13 protein-coding genes and 1 riboswitch are annotated in these 14,852 nt (G+C 65.8%); of the genes, 6 read left to right on the top strand and 7 right to left on the bottom strand.

Annotation, left to right across the window (positions count from 1 at the left end; all coding sequences use genetic code 11):
• Positions 1-12: 12 nt before the first annotated feature.
• Positions 13-489 (bottom strand): hypothetical protein, encoded by a 477-nt coding sequence (locus HLA98_RS14785; protein WP_129550592.1) that lies wholly within the window; start codon positions 487-489, stop codon positions 13-15.
• Positions 490-853: 364 nt separating this feature from the next.
• Here HLA98_RS14785 and HLA98_RS14790 point away from each other — a divergent pair, with 364 nt between their 5' ends.
• The 4 genes from HLA98_RS14790 to pncA all read left to right on the top strand — a co-directional run bounded on the left by HLA98_RS14790 (position 854) and on the right by pncA (position 5,215).
• Positions 854-1,903 carry a bifunctional nicotinamide-nucleotide adenylyltransferase/Nudix hydroxylase gene (locus HLA98_RS14790; protein ID WP_005411941.1) on the top strand — a complete coding sequence of 350 codons (1,050 nt, stop codon included), beginning with the start codon at positions 854-856 and terminating at the stop codon, positions 1,901-1,903.
• 64 nt (positions 1,904-1,967) lie between these two features.
• On the top strand, positions 1,968-3,377 hold the full coding sequence (locus HLA98_RS14795; RefSeq protein WP_057500045.1) for a nicotinate phosphoribosyltransferase: 1,410 nt from the start codon (positions 1,968-1,970) through the stop codon (positions 3,375-3,377).
• A 97-nt stretch (positions 3,378-3,474) separates the two neighbouring features.
• A riboswitch (cobalamin riboswitch) is annotated at positions 3,475-3,668 on the top strand.
• A gap of 178 nt (positions 3,669-3,846) precedes the next feature.
• A complete protein-coding gene (locus HLA98_RS14800; RefSeq protein ID WP_425480864.1) occupies positions 3,847-4,533 on the top strand; it encodes an epoxyqueuosine reductase QueH in 687 nt (228 codons plus the stop codon).
• 55 nt (positions 4,534-4,588) lie between these two features.
• Positions 4,589-5,215, top strand: a complete 627-nt coding sequence (pncA, locus tag HLA98_RS14805; protein ID WP_049443635.1) for a bifunctional nicotinamidase/pyrazinamidase — start codon at positions 4,589-4,591, stop codon at positions 5,213-5,215.
• A gap of 98 nt (positions 5,216-5,313) precedes the next feature.
• On the opposite strand, the gene purU is transcribed toward pncA, so the two are convergent.
• Positions 5,314-6,165: a formyltetrahydrofolate deformylase gene (gene purU, locus HLA98_RS14810; protein ID WP_057500063.1), complete on the bottom strand. Its 852-nt coding sequence runs from the start codon at positions 6,163-6,165 to the stop codon at positions 5,314-5,316.
• Positions 6,166-6,279: 114 nt separating this feature from the next.
• Here purU and HLA98_RS14815 point away from each other — a divergent pair, with 114 nt between their 5' ends.
• Positions 6,280-7,191: a LysR family transcriptional regulator gene (locus HLA98_RS14815; RefSeq protein WP_057500046.1), complete on the top strand. Its 912-nt coding sequence runs from the start codon at positions 6,280-6,282 to the stop codon at positions 7,189-7,191.
• 3 nt (positions 7,192-7,194) lie between these two features.
• Here the strand turns inward: HLA98_RS14815 and HLA98_RS14820 are convergent, their stop codons facing one another.
• The 3 genes from HLA98_RS14820 to HLA98_RS14830 all read right to left on the bottom strand — a co-directional run bounded on the left by HLA98_RS14820 (position 7,195) and on the right by HLA98_RS14830 (position 9,723).
• Positions 7,195-8,295 (bottom strand): NADH:flavin oxidoreductase/NADH oxidase, encoded by a 1,101-nt coding sequence (locus tag HLA98_RS14820; RefSeq protein WP_080392859.1) that lies wholly within the window; start codon positions 8,293-8,295, stop codon positions 7,195-7,197.
• Positions 8,296-8,459: 164 nt separating this feature from the next.
• Positions 8,460-9,266, bottom strand: coding sequence for an NAD-dependent protein deacetylase (locus HLA98_RS14825; protein ID WP_057500047.1), 807 nt, complete (start codon positions 9,264-9,266; stop codon positions 8,460-8,462).
• A 55-nt stretch (positions 9,267-9,321) separates the two neighbouring features.
• Complete coding sequence (locus tag HLA98_RS14830) at positions 9,322-9,723, bottom strand: acyl-CoA thioesterase (RefSeq protein ID WP_049443640.1); 402 nt, start codon at positions 9,721-9,723, stop codon at positions 9,322-9,324.
• 152 nt (positions 9,724-9,875) lie between these two features.
• Here HLA98_RS14830 and HLA98_RS14835 point away from each other — a divergent pair, with 152 nt between their 5' ends.
• The gene (locus HLA98_RS14835; protein ID WP_057500048.1) at positions 9,876-10,511 is read left to right on the top strand and encodes a LysE family translocator; all 636 of its coding nucleotides are present in this window, start codon (positions 9,876-9,878) and stop codon (positions 10,509-10,511) included.
• Between the two features lie 132 nt (positions 10,512-10,643).
• Here the strand turns inward: HLA98_RS14835 and HLA98_RS14840 are convergent, their stop codons facing one another.
• Positions 10,644-11,663 (bottom strand): ribonucleotide-diphosphate reductase subunit beta, encoded by a 1,020-nt coding sequence (locus HLA98_RS14840; protein WP_008264781.1) that lies wholly within the window; start codon positions 11,661-11,663, stop codon positions 10,644-10,646.
• Positions 11,664-11,807: 144 nt separating this feature from the next.
• Positions 11,808-14,210, bottom strand: a complete 2,403-nt coding sequence (locus tag HLA98_RS14845) for a ribonucleoside-diphosphate reductase subunit alpha (protein ID WP_057500049.1) — start codon at positions 14,208-14,210, stop codon at positions 11,808-11,810.
• Between the last annotated feature and the right edge of the window lie 642 nt (positions 14,211-14,852).

A 14,852-nucleotide genomic window follows, 5' to 3' on the forward strand; every position in this document is an offset into this window, starting at 1 on the left:
AGGCCAGACGAGTCAGGAGCTGCGGAAGGGAACATCTCCAAGCGCCCACACGAGGGTGCCCACGATTGCAAATGCAACGGAAAAGAAGTCGCGCAAATCCGGCTCTGCAACGATCTGATGCAGCTCCGCGACCAATTTGCGGGTCTGATCAAGAGCCTCTGCCTCAGCCAGCATACTTATCCCAGATCCGTCTCTTATACGCTCTTCAGTAGTTTTCCCGAAGTAAGCCGGATCAAGCCGTTGCTTCCAGCTACTCGTCAACTTTGAGTACTGAAGTGACACCCCCGCCAGGACCAGCAACGCGCCACTGCGCTGAAACCAAAAGTACTCATTCGGCGAGTACCAGTCCACCACACACGCCGCAATGGCAATGACTACCATAAGAATGGCGTATTTCCTGGAGAATCCTGGCCTCTGTGGCACCAATGCCCAGTTCGACAGAGATTTTTTCAGTGCAGCAAAGCATCTATTAGTGAATTGCATCTTCAAAGCATCCCCCCCTTGAACTCAGGCTGTTCGGACAATTTAACCGATGCCAACACTCTAGTTCGCCTCGCATAAGCCCCTTGCCGCAGACTTGAGGGAACCGGTGTGAGCATCGATCAGGTGATTCGCATCTTTGAACAAATGACCGATTGGCTCGATATCACTCCGGCATGTGCCCTTCCTACAACAGTTGCGGAGTGATCTACCGTGGCCAGTCGTCAGATCCGCTTCGCCAGCAATTGATTTCGTCGACAATATTGAACGACTCCGTTGCAGCCTCCCACTTGACCCTGACCACCATCGGCGTAGCATCTGCAGCAAGCCAAGGGACAGACCCGCGGCTGCCACAACGACATGAGGGATTCTCATGGAATTCGACTATCTCGTCTTCATCGGGCGATTCGAGCCCTTCCACAACGGCCACGCCGCCGTTGCCCGCCTGGCCCTGAGCCGGGCCCGCAAGCTGATCTTCCTGGTCGGTTCTGCCGATACTCCCCGCAGCCTCCGCAATCCCTGGACCGTGGCCGAACGCGCCGTGATGATCCAGGCTGCCCTCGATGGCCACACCGACCGCCTGCTGATCCGCCCGCTGCGCGACCACCTCTACAACGAAGCGCAGTGGATCGCCAACGTGCAGCGCCAGGTGGCCGAGGCCCTGCGCAACGACGGTGCCGCCGCCGATGCGAAGGTGGGCCTGATCGGCATGGACAAGGATGCCTCCAGCTATTACCTGCGCGAATTCCCGCAGTGGCCGCTGGTGGACGTGCAGCACACCGCCACCCTGTCGGCCACCGAGCTGCGGCGCTACCTGTTCGAAGCCGGCGACGTCGACTTCCACGGCGCGCTGCTGATGCTGCGTGGCAATGTGCCGGCGCCGGTGTACGACATGCTCGAAGCGTTCCGCAAGAGCGCGCCTGCCTATGGCCAGCTGGTGGCCGAGTACCGCTTCATCGAACAATACAAGGCCGCCTGGAAGGATGCGCCCTACGCGCCCACCTTCGTCACCACCGATGCGGTGGTGGTGCATTCGGGCCACGTGCTGCTGGTGCGTCGCCGTTCGGAACCCGGCAAGGGGCTGTGGGCGCTGCCCGGCGGTTTCGTCGGTCAGGAACAGAGCCTGCTCGACAGCTGCCTGCGCGAACTGCGCGAGGAAACCCGGCTGAAGATTCCGCTGCCGGTGCTGAAGGGTTCGCTGAAGGGACAGCAGGTGTTCGACCACCCGGATCGCAGCCAGCGTGGCCGCACCATCACCCACGGTTTCCACTTCGAATTCCCGGCCGGTGACCTGCCGCCGGTGCGCGGTGGCGACGATGCCGACAAGGCCCGCTGGATACCGGTAAGCGAAGCCCTGGACATGGGCCCGCAGCTGTTCGAAGACCACCTGCACATCCTGGAGTATTTCCTCGGCCGCGGCTGACCGGCCCGGCCTCCCCACTGGCGGATAGACCGCTGGTGTCACTCGACGCGAAGGAGCTTCCGTCATGCACTACCTCGATAATCTTCTCCTCAACACCGACAGCTACAAGGCCAGCCACTGGCTGCAGTACCCGCCGGGTACCGATGCCACGTTCTTCTACGTCGAATCACGTGGCGGCCTGCACGATCGCACGGTGTTCTTCGGCCTGCAGGCGATCCTCAAGGACGCGCTGGCACGGCCGGTCACCCACGCCGATATCGACGACGCCGCTGCGGTGTTCGCCGCGCATGGCGAACCGTTCAACGAGGCCGGCTGGCGCGATATCGTCGACCGTCTCGGCGGCCATCTGCCGGTACGCATCCGCGCCGTGCCCGAGGGCAGCGTGGTGCCCACCCACCAGGCCCTGATGACCATCGAATCGACCGATCCGGCCGCATTCTGGGTGCCGTCGTACCTGGAAACGCTGTTGCTGCGCGTGTGGTACCCGGTCACCGTGGCCACCATCAGCTGGCACGCACGGCAGACCATTGCCGCGTTCCTGCAGCAGACCAGCGACGACCCGCAGGGGCAGCTGCCGTTCAAGCTGCATGACTTCGGCGCGCGCGGTGTCTCGAGCCTGGAATCGGCCGCGCTGGGCGGTGCCGCGCACCTGGTCAACTTCCTCGGCACCGATACGGTCTCGGCGCTGTGCCTGGCGCGCGCGCACTATCACGCGCCGATGGCCGGCTATTCGATTCCCGCCGCCGAGCACAGCACCATCACCAGCTGGGGCCGCGAGCGCGAGGTGGACGCCTACCGCAACATGCTGCGCCAGTTCGGCAAGCCCGGTGCGATCGTAGCGGTGGTGTCGGACAGCTATGACATCTACCGCGCCATCAGCGAGCACTGGGGTACCACCCTGCGCGATGAAGTGATCGCCTCCGGTGCCACCCTGGTCATCCGCCCCGACTCGGGCGACCCGGTGGAGGTGGTGGCCGAAAGCCTGCGCCGGCTGGATGAAGCCTTCGGCCACACCCTCAACAGCAAGGGCTACCGCGTGCTCAACCACGTGCGGGTGATCCAGGGCGATGGCATCAACCCGGATACGATCCGCGCCATCCTGCAACGCATCACCGACGACGGCTACGCCGCCGACAACGTAGCCTTCGGCATGGGCGGTGCGCTGCTGCAGCGGCTGGACCGCGATACGCAGAAGTTCGCACTGAAGTGCTCGGCGGCGAGGGTCGAGGGTGAGTGGATCGACGTCTACAAGGATCCGGTCACCGATGCTGGCAAGACCAGCAAGCGCGGCCGCATGCGCCTGCTGCGCCGCCTGGACGATGGCAGCCTGCATACGGTGCCACTGCCGGCCAGCGGCGACGACACCCTGCCGGACGGCTTCGAGGACGCAATGGTGACCGTGTGGGAGAACGGCCGCCTGCTGCACGACCAGCGGCTGGACGACATTCGCGCGCGTGCGGCGGCGGGACGTTGAAGGCATGTCCCGCCCGGGGTCGGATCCCGTTGCAGCGCAACGGGCTCTGCCCCCCCTTGACCCTGGCCAGTAACCCGTCCACCGTGGGCGCGCCGAAGGTATCCCTCCAGGCGTTCACGCGCCGGGAGGGATTTAAACGGGAATCCGGTGAAGGCGCCTCGCGCGCCCATTCCGGAGCTGCCCCGCAGCGGTGAATGGAAACGAATCCTGCCAACAGCACTGGGCTCGCGCCTGGGAAGCGGCAGGTAGTAGGTGGGCTGCGGCCCGTGTCCATCAGCCCGAATACCGGCCCCGGCCGGGGGACATGACCGTCCCCTGACTCGACCTGGAATCTCCGCGGGGAGGTTGCCGGGGCCGTCGTCGTCCTGCGCGTGCAGGCCGCGCGGCCGCGCGCGTCCTGTTCACGGTATCCGGCCAGACCTGTTCACCCACGCGCTGATGCATGGGCCACCGCCGTTGCCGGCGGTCCATGCGGTACCTGACGATGACCGAGCTCCAACGCCCCACCCTGACCCTGCCCGCCGACGGCAAGCGCCTGCTGCTGCATTCATGCTGCGCGCCCTGCTCCGGCGAGGTAATGGAGGCGATCACCGCCTCCGGGATCGACTACGCGATCTTCTTCTACAACCCCAACATCCATCCGGTGAAGGAATACGAACTGCGCAAGCAGGAAAACATCCGCTTCGCCGAGCAGCATGGCATTCCCTTCATCGACTGCGACTACGACACCGACAACTGGTTCAGCCGTGCCCGCGGCATGGAAAACGAGCCCGAACGCGGCATCCGCTGCACGATGTGCTTCGACATGCGTTTCGAGCGCACTGCGCTGTACGCGCACGAGCACGGCTACGACACCATCAGTTCGTCGCTGGGCATCTCGCGCTGGAAGAACATGACGCAGATCAACGATTGCGGCATCCGCGCCGCCTCGCGCTATGAAGGCCTGCAGTACTGGGACTACAACTGGCGCAAGGGCGGCGGTGCCAGCCGCATGATCGAGATCAGCAAGCGCGAGCAGTTCTACCAGCAGGAGTACTGCGGCTGCGTGTATTCACTGCGCGATGCCAACCGCCACCGCCGCGAGAACGGCCGCGAACGGATCAAGATCGGCCTGCTGTACTACGGGCAGGACGCTGAGACGCCGCAGGGCGATTGACGTGCAGGCATCGGGCGGCCACGCTGGTCGCCCCTTCTGTTGTACCGGAACTGCCATGACCGCCCTGCCCGCCGATGTCGCCCTGCTGGTGATCGACCTGCAGCCGGACTTCATGCCCGGCGGTGCGCTGGCCTGCGACCAGGGCGATGCGCTGGTGGCACCGATTGCCGATCTGCTGGCGCAGCGCCGCTACCGCACCGTGGTGGCAACACAGGACTGGCACCCGGCCGACCATGCCTCGTTCGCCAGCCAGCACCCCGGCCAACGCCCCTTCGAGACCATCCTGCTGCATGCGCAGCCGCAGACCCTGTGGCCGGACCACTGCGTGCAGGGCAGCGCCGGTGCCGCCCTGCACCCGGACGTGGACTGGACCGTGGCCGACCTGATCCTGCGCAAGGGCACGCGCCAACAGGTGGATTCGTACAGCGCCTTCCGAGAGAACCATGGCCCCGATGGCGAGCGCCCGGCCACCGGCCTGGCCGGCTGGCTGCACGAACGCCGCATCCGCGAAGTGCACGTATGCGGCCTGGCCCGTGACTACTGCGTGCTGTGGAGCGCGCAGGACGCGGTGAAGTCCGGCTTCCGGGTGAAGTTCCTGTGGGAGCTGACCCGGCCGGTGACCGAGGCCAACGACGCGATGGTGCGCGAGGCGCTGGGCAAGGCGGGGATCGCGATCATCTGAGTTGCCCTGTAGAGCCGAGCCATGCTCGGCTCATCCGTCAGATTCACGGCATTGGGCCGAACTGCAGCCGAGCATGGCTCGGCTCTACAGAAAAGCACCTACCGGAATACGACGGTGCGATGCCCGTTGAGCAGGATGCGGTGCTCCACATGGCGGCGAACCGCGCGTGCCAGCACCAGCGATTCGGTATCGCTGCCCAGCCGCACCAGCTCGCGCGGCGCCATCGCGTGGTCCACGCGGGCCACGTCCTGTTCGATGATCGGGCCTTCGTCCAGATCCTCGGTAACGTAGTGCGCGGTGGCGCCGATGATCTTGACCCCGCGCGCGTGTGCCTGGTGGTACGGCTGCGCGCCCTTGAAGCTGGGCAGGAAGCTGTGGTGGATGTTGATCGCGCGTCCAGCCAGCGCGCGGCACAGCGTGGGTGACAGGATCTGCATGTAGCGCGCCAGCACCACCAGGTCGATGCGTTCGCGCTCGACCAGGTCGATGATCTGCTGCTCCTGCACCGCACGCGTCTCGGCGGTCACCGGCAGGTGGTGGAACGGCACCTGGTAGGACGCCGCCAGCGGCGCGAAGTCGGCGTGGTTGGACGCCACCGCCGCGATGTCCACCTTCAGCTGGCCACTGTGGGCGCGGAACAGGAGATCGTTGAGGCAGTGGCCCTGCTTGCTGACCAGCACCAGCAGGCGCGCGCGGCGTCGGCCATCGTGCAGCTGCCAATCCATGCCGAAGCCCTCGGCGAGCGTGGCCATGGCCGCGTGCACGGTCTCCAGCGGCAGGCTGGCATCGCGGTCGAAGTGCACGCGCAGGAAGAAGCGGCCACTTTCCTCGTCGCCGAACTGCTGGGCGTCGAGGATGTTGCAGCCGTGGTCGAACAGCAGGCCGGACACGCGGTAGACAATGCCGGTGCGGTCGGGGCAGGACAGGGTAAGAATGGAATCGGGGCGCATCGCCACAGTGTAGGGCAGCGCCCTGCCCAGCGGCCGGATGATCACGGATGCAACCGACCTGCTTGGTTCAGTCCCAAGCGATACTTTGGACTCCCCGTGGCAAGCTGGTCGGTCATGAACCTGTTGCAACTGATCCGCAGCTTCACCCGCACCGCAGAGACCGGCAGCATTGCCGCCGCGGCCCGCATCCTTGGCATCAGCGCCACCGCAGTCGGTCAGAACATCAACCGTCTGGAGGCCCACCTGGGCGTACGGTTGCTGAACCGAAGTACGCGGCAGCTGGCCCTCAGCGAGGCCGGCGCGCTGTACCTGGCGCAGGTGCGCCACATCGAAGCCGACCTGGCGCGCGCGCAGGCGATGGTCACCTCCGGTGACATCGAACCGGCGGGGCCGCTGCGCATCGCCAGCAGCAGCGCCTTCGGTCGCCACGTGCTGGCACCGTTGCTGCCTTCGCTGCAGCAACGCTACCCGCAGCTGCAGCTGGAGCTGCGCCTGACCGACCGCGCCGTGCAGCATGGTCCTGAGGCGGTGGACGCCAGCATCCGCATCGGGGCGCAGCTGGAGGACGGCGTTGTCGCACGGCAGCTGGCACGCGTGCCCTTCGTGTTCTGTGCCTCACCGGCCTACCTGAAGGCACACGGCACGCCGAAGCAGCCCTCCGAGCTGAGCGGTCATCGCGGGCTGCTGCACCGCTTCCCCACCGATGGCCGGCCGCTGCGCTGGGGCCTGCTGAAGGATGGCCAGCGCGTGGACGCCGCGCTGCCGCCGAGCATGGTCTGCGATGACATCGATGCACTGGCAACGCTGGCCGCGGCCGGTGCCGGCATCACCCGGCTGGCCGCTTTCGTGGTCGAGCCGTACCTGCGCGATGGTCGCCTGCAGGCGGTGTTCGGCGCCGACACTGCATGGCGTCCGGAGCCGATGGAGGTCTATTTCTGCGTCAGCGACCGCCGCGATTTCACCGCCAAGATCCGCGCGCTGTTCGAGCACCTGCAGGCCGGCATGGCGCCGGCCTGGCGGGTGTGAACCTCAGCGCGTCTTGAACACGCCGCGCGCATCGCGCGGCTCGCAGCGCAGGTACTGCGGCGCCGGTTCCACGCTGTCGCGCAGCGCGGCGGCGGCATGCCACGGCCAGCGCGGGTCGTAGAGAATGCCGCGCGCCAGGGCCACAGCATCGGCGTGGCGATGGCGCAGGATCGATTCGGCCTGCTCGGGCTCGGTGATCATGCCCACGGCGATGACCGGCATGCGCACCTTGGCCTTGATCGCTGCTGCGAACGGTACCTGGTAGCCCGGACCGACGGTGATCTTCTGGCGCTCGTCCAGGCCGCCGCTGGAGACATGCAGGAAATTGCAGCCGCGCGCGTCCAGCACCTGGGCCAGCGCTTCGCTCTGCACCAGATCCCAGCCGCCATCGACCCAGTCGCTGGCGGAAATACGCACGCCCACCGCGACCTTGTCGGACACCACCGCACGCACCGCATCGAACACTTCCACCAGCAGGCGCAGGCGGTTCGGCAGCGAGCCACCGTAGCCATCGGTACGGTGGTTGCTCAGCGGCGACAGGAACTGGTGCAGCAGATAGCCATGCGCGGCATGCAGCTCGATCAGCTCGAAGCCCAGGCGCTCGGCGCGCACCGCGCTGGCGGCAAAAGCGGCGATGACCTCGGCGATGCCGGCCTCGTCCAGTTCCTGCGGTGCCGGGTCGGCGGCATGGAACGGCAGCGGCGACGGCGCCACGGTGGCCCAGCCACGCGCGTCATCGGCCGACAGCTGGCCACCACCGTCCCACGGGCGGTTCACAGAGGCCTTGCGGCCGGCATGGCCCAGCTGGATGCCCAGCGGCATCGGCGACCAGCGGCGGACGCTGGCCAGCACCTGAGCCAGTGCTGCTTCGGTACCGTCATCCCACAGGCCCAGGTCGGCCCAGCTGATGCGGCCGCGCGGTTCGACGGCAGTGGCTTCCAGGATCAGCAGGCCGGCACCGGACTGCGCCAGGTTGCCCAGATGCATGGCGTGCCAGTCGCTGGCACGGCCGTCTTCTGCGGAGTACTGGCACATCGGCGCGATGACGATGCGGTTGGACAGGGTCAGGGGGCCGAACGAGATCGGCGAAAACAGCTGGGTCACGGCGATGCGGGGGACAGACGGATGGAGGGGGCGTATTGCACCGCCGCACGGCCTGCGAATCAACCGTCTGGATGGATCGCTGTTTCGCGCGGCCTGCTGCAGCCGAGCGTGGGCTCGGCTCTACAGAAGCCCTCGACCCTTGTAGAGCCGAGCCCACGCTCGGCTCAGCGCGAAGCCCACCCGGCCAACGCTTCGGCGCAATCGCGCTCGTCCTTGAACTGCAACAGGTCGTCGGCGCGGGTGCGGCCACGGTTCAGCGCCGCCACCGGCAACCCTGCCTTCGCGGCCGCCTGCACGAAGCGGAAACCGGAATAGACCATCAGCGACGAGCCCACCACCAGCACGGCGTCGGCCTGCTGCAGGTGCTCATGCACCGCCGCCACCCGCTCCCGCGGCACGTTTTCGCCGAAGAACACCACGTCCGGCTTCAACACGCCGCCGCAATGCGGGCAGTCGGGCACCACGAACGTGGAGAAATCGGTCTCCAGGTCGGCATCACCATCGGGGGCGATGCCGGCCTCCAGCACGTCCCAGCCGGGATTGGCGTCCAGCAGCCGCTGCTGGAACTCCTCGCGGCCACTGCGGCGCTCGCAGCCCATGCAGCGCACAAGGTCCAGGCGGCCATGCAGGTCGATCACGTTGTGGCTGCCCGCGCGCTGGTGCAGGCCGTCCACATTCTGGGTCAGCAGCACCTGCAGCTTGCCCCGGCGTTCCAGGGCAGCCAGGGCCTGGTGGGTGCCGTTGGGCCGGGCCAGGCCGAAGCGCGGCCAGCCCAGCAGGCTGCGCGCCCAGTAGCGCTGGCGGGTGGCTGCCTCGCCCATGAAGGCCTGGTAGGTCACCGGCGGCGTGCGTTTCCACTGACCATCGGTATCGCGATAATCGGGAATGCCCGAGGCGGTGCTGCAGCCGGCGCCGGTCAGCACGAACAGGCGCTGGGCGCGGTCGATGAAGTCGGTCAGTGGCGGGGTCATGGCTGCCAGATGGGGGCGCGGCCGTGCCCCCGCAAGCGCAGGTTCAGCCGGCGGATCAGGCCGCCGGCAGCGGCGGCACCGCGATCGGGTGACCTTCCTCGTCCAGCGCAATCATCACGAAGTGGCCGCGGGTGCACAGCTTGCGCTCGCCGCTGTGCAGGTCTTCGGCGATCAGTTCCACCTCGACCTTCATCGAGCTGCGGCCGACTTCGACGATGCGGCCGATGGTTTCCACCATCTGGCCGATGCGGATCGGCAGCTTGAAGTCGACCTGGTCGCTGCGCGCGGTCACCACGGTACGGCGCGAGTAACGGGCGGCGGCCAGGAAGGCGGCCTTGTCCATCCAGGCCAGCGCCTGGCCACCGAACAGGGTGCCAAGGTGGTTGGTGTGATTGGGGAAGACTATTTCGGCCATGCGCACTTCGGTGGGCGGCACGGTCTCGGCGATCGGGGTCATGGGGGTGCTTCGGTGTGGGGTGCTGCGGATTCTAAGCGACCGGCGTGACGGCCATCGGAATGCACGTGCAACGGTCACCCGGCAGCGGTGCCTGCGCAGGCCGCGCCTGCAGCAGGCGTTACACTGCGCCACGCCCACTGCCAGGACCCCCCATGCCCGCCACTTCCGACCTGCTGGCCTTTGCGCTGGTTTCGCTGGCCATGGTGCTCACGCCCGGGCCGAACATGATCTACGTCATCTCGCGTTCGATCTGCCAGGGACCGATGGCCGGGCTGATCTCGCTGGGTGGGGTGGCGTTGGGCTTTGTCTTCTACATGCTGTGCGCGGCACTGGGCATCACCGCCCTGCTGATGACTGTGCCGTTCGCCTACGACGCGCTGCGCATCGGTGGCGCGCTGTACCTGCTGTACCTGGCCTGGCAGGCACTCAAGCCCGGCGGCCGTTCGCCGTTTGCAGTGCGTGACCTGCCGCAGGACAGCCCGCGCAGGTTGTTCACCATGGGCTTCCTGACCAATCTGCTGAACCCGAAAGTGGCGGTGATGTACCTGTCGCTGCTGCCGCAGTTCCTGCACCCGGACAGCGAAGGCAGCGTGCTGATGCAATCGATCGTGCTGGGCTCCACCCAGATCCTGGTCAGTGTCAGCGTGAACGGCGTGATCGCGCTGACCGCCGGCAGCATCGCCGGATTCCTGGCCGCGCGCCCCACCTGGCAGATGGTGCAGCGCTGGTTGATGGGCACCGTGCTGGCCGGGCTGGCGGTGCGCATGGCGGTGGAAGGGCGGCGCTAGCCGCTCCTTGTAGAGTCGAGCCGTGCTCGACTGCTGTTTGCGAAGACCAGTCGAGCATGGCTCGACGCTACAGAAACAAAAAACCCCGGCGTTGGCCGGGGTTTTTCGTTGCGACAGGCCTGACCGGTTCGATCAGAAGTTCATGTCGAAGGCGACTTCGCCCTGCACGCCGACCTGATAGGCCGAGACGCGGCGTTCGAAGAAGTTGGTCAGTTCCTGCACGTCCTGCAGTTCCATGAACGGCAGCGGGTTGCGCACGTTGTACTTCTTTTCCATGCCCAGCTTGGCGAAGTGCTGGTCGGCACAGTGCTGCAGGTACTGGCGCATGTCGCGGGTCGAGATGCCGGCCACGCCGCCGGACAGCACGTCCTCGGCGAACTGCACTTCGCATTCGATGGCTTCGGCCAGCATGTCGTAGACCTGCTGCTTCATCTCGTCATCGAACAGGTCCGGCTCTTCCTCACGCACCACGCGCACCGACTCGAATGCGAACTCCATATGCGCGCTCTCGTCGCGGAACACCCAGTTGGTGCCCGAGGCCAGGCCCGGCAGCAGGCCGCGCGAACGGAAGTAGTACACGTAGGCGAAGGCAGCAAAGAAGAACAGGCCTTCGATGCAGGCGGCGAAGCAGATCTGGTTGAGCAGGAACTGGCGGCGCTCGGCACGGGTCTCGATGCGCTTCAGGTCCTGGATCGAGTCGATCCACTTGAAGCAGAAATCGGCCTTCTTCTTGATCGAATCGATGTTCTCCACCGCGGCGAAGGCTTTGACGCGCTCTTCCGGATCCGGCAGGTAGTTGTCGAGCAGGGTCAGGTAGAACTGCACGTGCAGCGCTTCTTCATACAGCTGGCGCGACAGGTACATGCGCGCTTCGGGCGCGTTCAAGTGCTGGTACAGGTTCAGCACCAGGTTGTTGGACACGATCGAGTCGCCGGTGGCGAAGAACGCGACCAAGCGGTGGATCAGGTGACGCTCACCCGGCGACATCTTGCTGTGCAGGTCGGTGATGTCGATCTGGAAGTTGATCTCTTCCACCGTCCAGGTGTTCTTGATCGCGTTCCGGTACATGTCATAGAACTGCGGGTAGCGCATCGGGCGCAGGGTCAGTTCAAAACCGGGATCGAGCAGCATCTGCTTGGGCTTGTCGGCCATGGGTGTTTCCTTGAATTCCTGGGTGAGCCGCCGGGCATGGCCCGGCGCTACCGTGGGTGTTTTTCCGCAGCCGAGCATGGCTCGGCTCTACAGGTGCGAGGTGTTCGAGTGCCGACCAACGGTCGGCACCCACCGCGCGGTGTGTTACTGGCAGGCCTCGCAGGCTTCCGGGTTTTCCAGTGAGCAGGCGATGGCTTCGTCCGGGCTGAACACCTTGGCCGGCGCGGCAGTGCTCACCGTGGTCTTGGCGATCTTGGTGGCCGGGCGCGAACGCAGGTAGTAGGTGGTCTTGATGCCCTGCTTCCAGGCGTACATGTACATGGAGGACATCGCGCCGATGTTCGGGCTTTCCATGAACAGGTTGAGCGAGGCCGACTGGTCGATGAAGGCGCCGCGCTCGGCGGCCATGTCGATCAGCGAACGCATCGGCAGCTCCCACGCGGTGCGGTAGACCTCGCGCAGCGTTTCCGGAATCTGTGCCACGCCGGCGATGGAACCTTCGGCCAGCTTGATGGCGTCGCGCATGTCGGCGGTCCACAGGCCCAGCTTCTTCAGCTCGTTCACCAGGTAACGGTTGACCTGCAGGAAGTCACCGGACAGGGTCTCGCGCTTGAACAGGTTGGACACCTGCGGCTCGACGCACTCGTAGCAACCGGCGATCGAGGCGATGGTCGCGGTCGGTGCAATCGCGATCATCAGCGAGTTGCGCAGGCCGTGTTCCTTGATGCGGGCGCGCAGGGCATCCCAGCGTGCAGTGTCTTCCGGCACCACGTTCCAGGCGTCGAACTGCAGTTCGCCGCTGGCGGCACGGGTGTCGTTGAACGACGGGTGCTTGCCGCGTTCCTGGGCCAGCTCGCAGGAGGTTTCCAGCGCGTGGAAGTAGATCGCTTCGGCAATCTTCTTCGACAGGGCGCGGGCTTCGGCGCTGTCAAACGGCAGGCGCTTGCGGAAGAACACGTCCTGCAGGCCCATGCAGCCCAGGCCGACCGGACGCCAGCGCAGGTTGGCGCGGCGGGCAGTTTCGATCGGGTAGAAGTTCAGGTCGATGACGCGGTCGAGCTGGCGCACGGCCAGGCGCACGGTCTCGGCCAGCTTCTCGAAGTCGAACTCGTTGTGCTCGTCGAAGTGGTTGCCCAGGTTGATCGAACCCAGGTTGCACACGGCGGTTTCATCGTTGGAAGTGACTTCCAGGATTTCGGTGCACAGGTTGGACAGGTGGATCACGTTGCCCGGACGCAGGGTCTGGTTGCTGGCGCGGTTGCACTTGTCCTTGAAGGTCATCCAGCCGTTGCCGGTCTCGGCCAGCGTACGCATCATGCGGGCGTACAGCTTGCGGGCGGAGATGGTGCGGTTGGCCTTGCCCTGGGCTTCGGCCTGCAGGTAGGCGGCCTCGAAGGCTTCGCCGAACAGGTCGGTGAACTCCGGCACGACGCGCGGATCGAACAGCGACCATTCCTGGTCGGCCTCGACACGCTTCATGAACAGGTCCGGCACCCAGTTGGCCAGGTTCAGGTTGTGCGCACGGCGGGCTTCGTCACCAGTGTTGTCGCGCAGCTCGAGGAAGTCCTCGATGTCGGCGTGCCAGGTTTCCAGGTAGACGCAGGCTGCGCCCTTGCGCTTGCCGCCCTGGTTCACCGCGGCCACGGACGAATCCATGGTCTTCAGCCACGGCACGATGCCGTTGGAGTGGCCGTTGGTCGACTTGATGAGCGAACCACGCGAACGCACGCGGGTGTAGCTGACGCCGATGCCGCCGGAGAACTTCGACAGCTGGGCGATGTCGCCGTACTTGGAATAGATCGACTCCAGCGAGTCCTGCGGCGAGTCCAGCAGGAAGCACGAGGACAGCTGCTCGTGGGTGGTGCCGGAATTGAACAGGGTCGGGCTGGACGGCAGGTAGTCCAGGTTGCCCATGCGCTTGTACAGCGCCAGGGTCTCGGACACGTCCTCGCTCAGCGCGCTGGCGATGCGCAGGAAGAACTGCTGCGGGGTCTCGATCACCTTGCGGGTGTGCGGGTGGCGCAGCAGGTAACGGTCGTACAGGGTACGCAGGCCGAAGTAATCGAAGTTCAGGTCCAGCGAGATGTCGATGGCATCGTTGAGCTTGCGTGCGTTGGTCTGCACGAAGTTCAGCAGGCGGTCGTTGATCAGGCCCACTTCGTGGCCACGGCTGACCGACTGCGAGAAGGCGTAGATTTCCTGGCCCGAGACTTCCTTGGCGATGTAGTTGGCCAGCAGGCGCGCGGCGAGGCGGCCGTACTCGGGCTCTTCACCGATCAGCAGGGCGGCGGTGCGGATGGACAGTTCGTCCAGCTCGCGGGTGGTGGCGCCGTTGTACAGGCCGGAAATGGTGCGGGTGGCCACGCGCATCGGATCGACGGCGTGCAGGCCTTCGGAGGAACGCTGCACCGCGCGCACGATCTTGTTCAGGTCAACCAGTTCGGTGGTCCCGTTGCGCTTGGTCACACTCATCGCGTTGGCCGTCGGCGGCGACGTCAACAGGAATTCGCTTTCCTTCTCGATGGTGGCGCTGGATTCGGTGCTCACGGCGTATGTCCTCTTGGCGTGATTTGGGGGTGCTCGATGCATCGGGGTGACGCAGCCCGGGACATGACGGCCCAGGATGGCAGGACGGCGTCGCAGGGGATGAGACCCTGCGCCTGCCACTGCCGTTGACGACCGCGGATGGGAACCCCGGGCAACCCCTGGAATTGGGGTTGCTGCGACCGACGGCCACAAGATAGTGGGGGTAAAGGGGTCCGTCAACGCCAAATGTAGTGAAATTCGGCAATCCCTTGCGCCGCAAGGATCGTGCCATCGGCGCCCGGATCAGACGCTTCAGACCTGCCGGAACGGGCTGCGCAGTCAAGCCCGAAAAGCGTCATTGCGGTGGTACAACGCACCGCGAAAACGGAACAATGACAGCTTCACATGACAGTGATGAAACTGGCTAGGGACAACCCTGTGGATAGGTGGTGGGCAGCCGGTGGGAATCCGGTGGACGCAGGGACCGCCCGCCGGGCAGCGACGCGAGGCTCCATGTGTCGGCCAGACTGGAGGAGCGGCCGCAGGGAAACGCCGTTGCGCCCTATCCCCCGATCATTGCCGGCCAGCGGCCGGCACTACCGGAAACCCACGGTAGTCGTGCCGGCCGCTAGCCGGCATTGCATTCCCGCGGAACCCCTCACG

The organism is Stenotrophomonas africana, assembly GCF_013004645.1.
Taxonomy (GTDB): domain Bacteria; phylum Pseudomonadota; class Gammaproteobacteria; order Xanthomonadales; family Xanthomonadaceae; genus Stenotrophomonas; species Stenotrophomonas africana.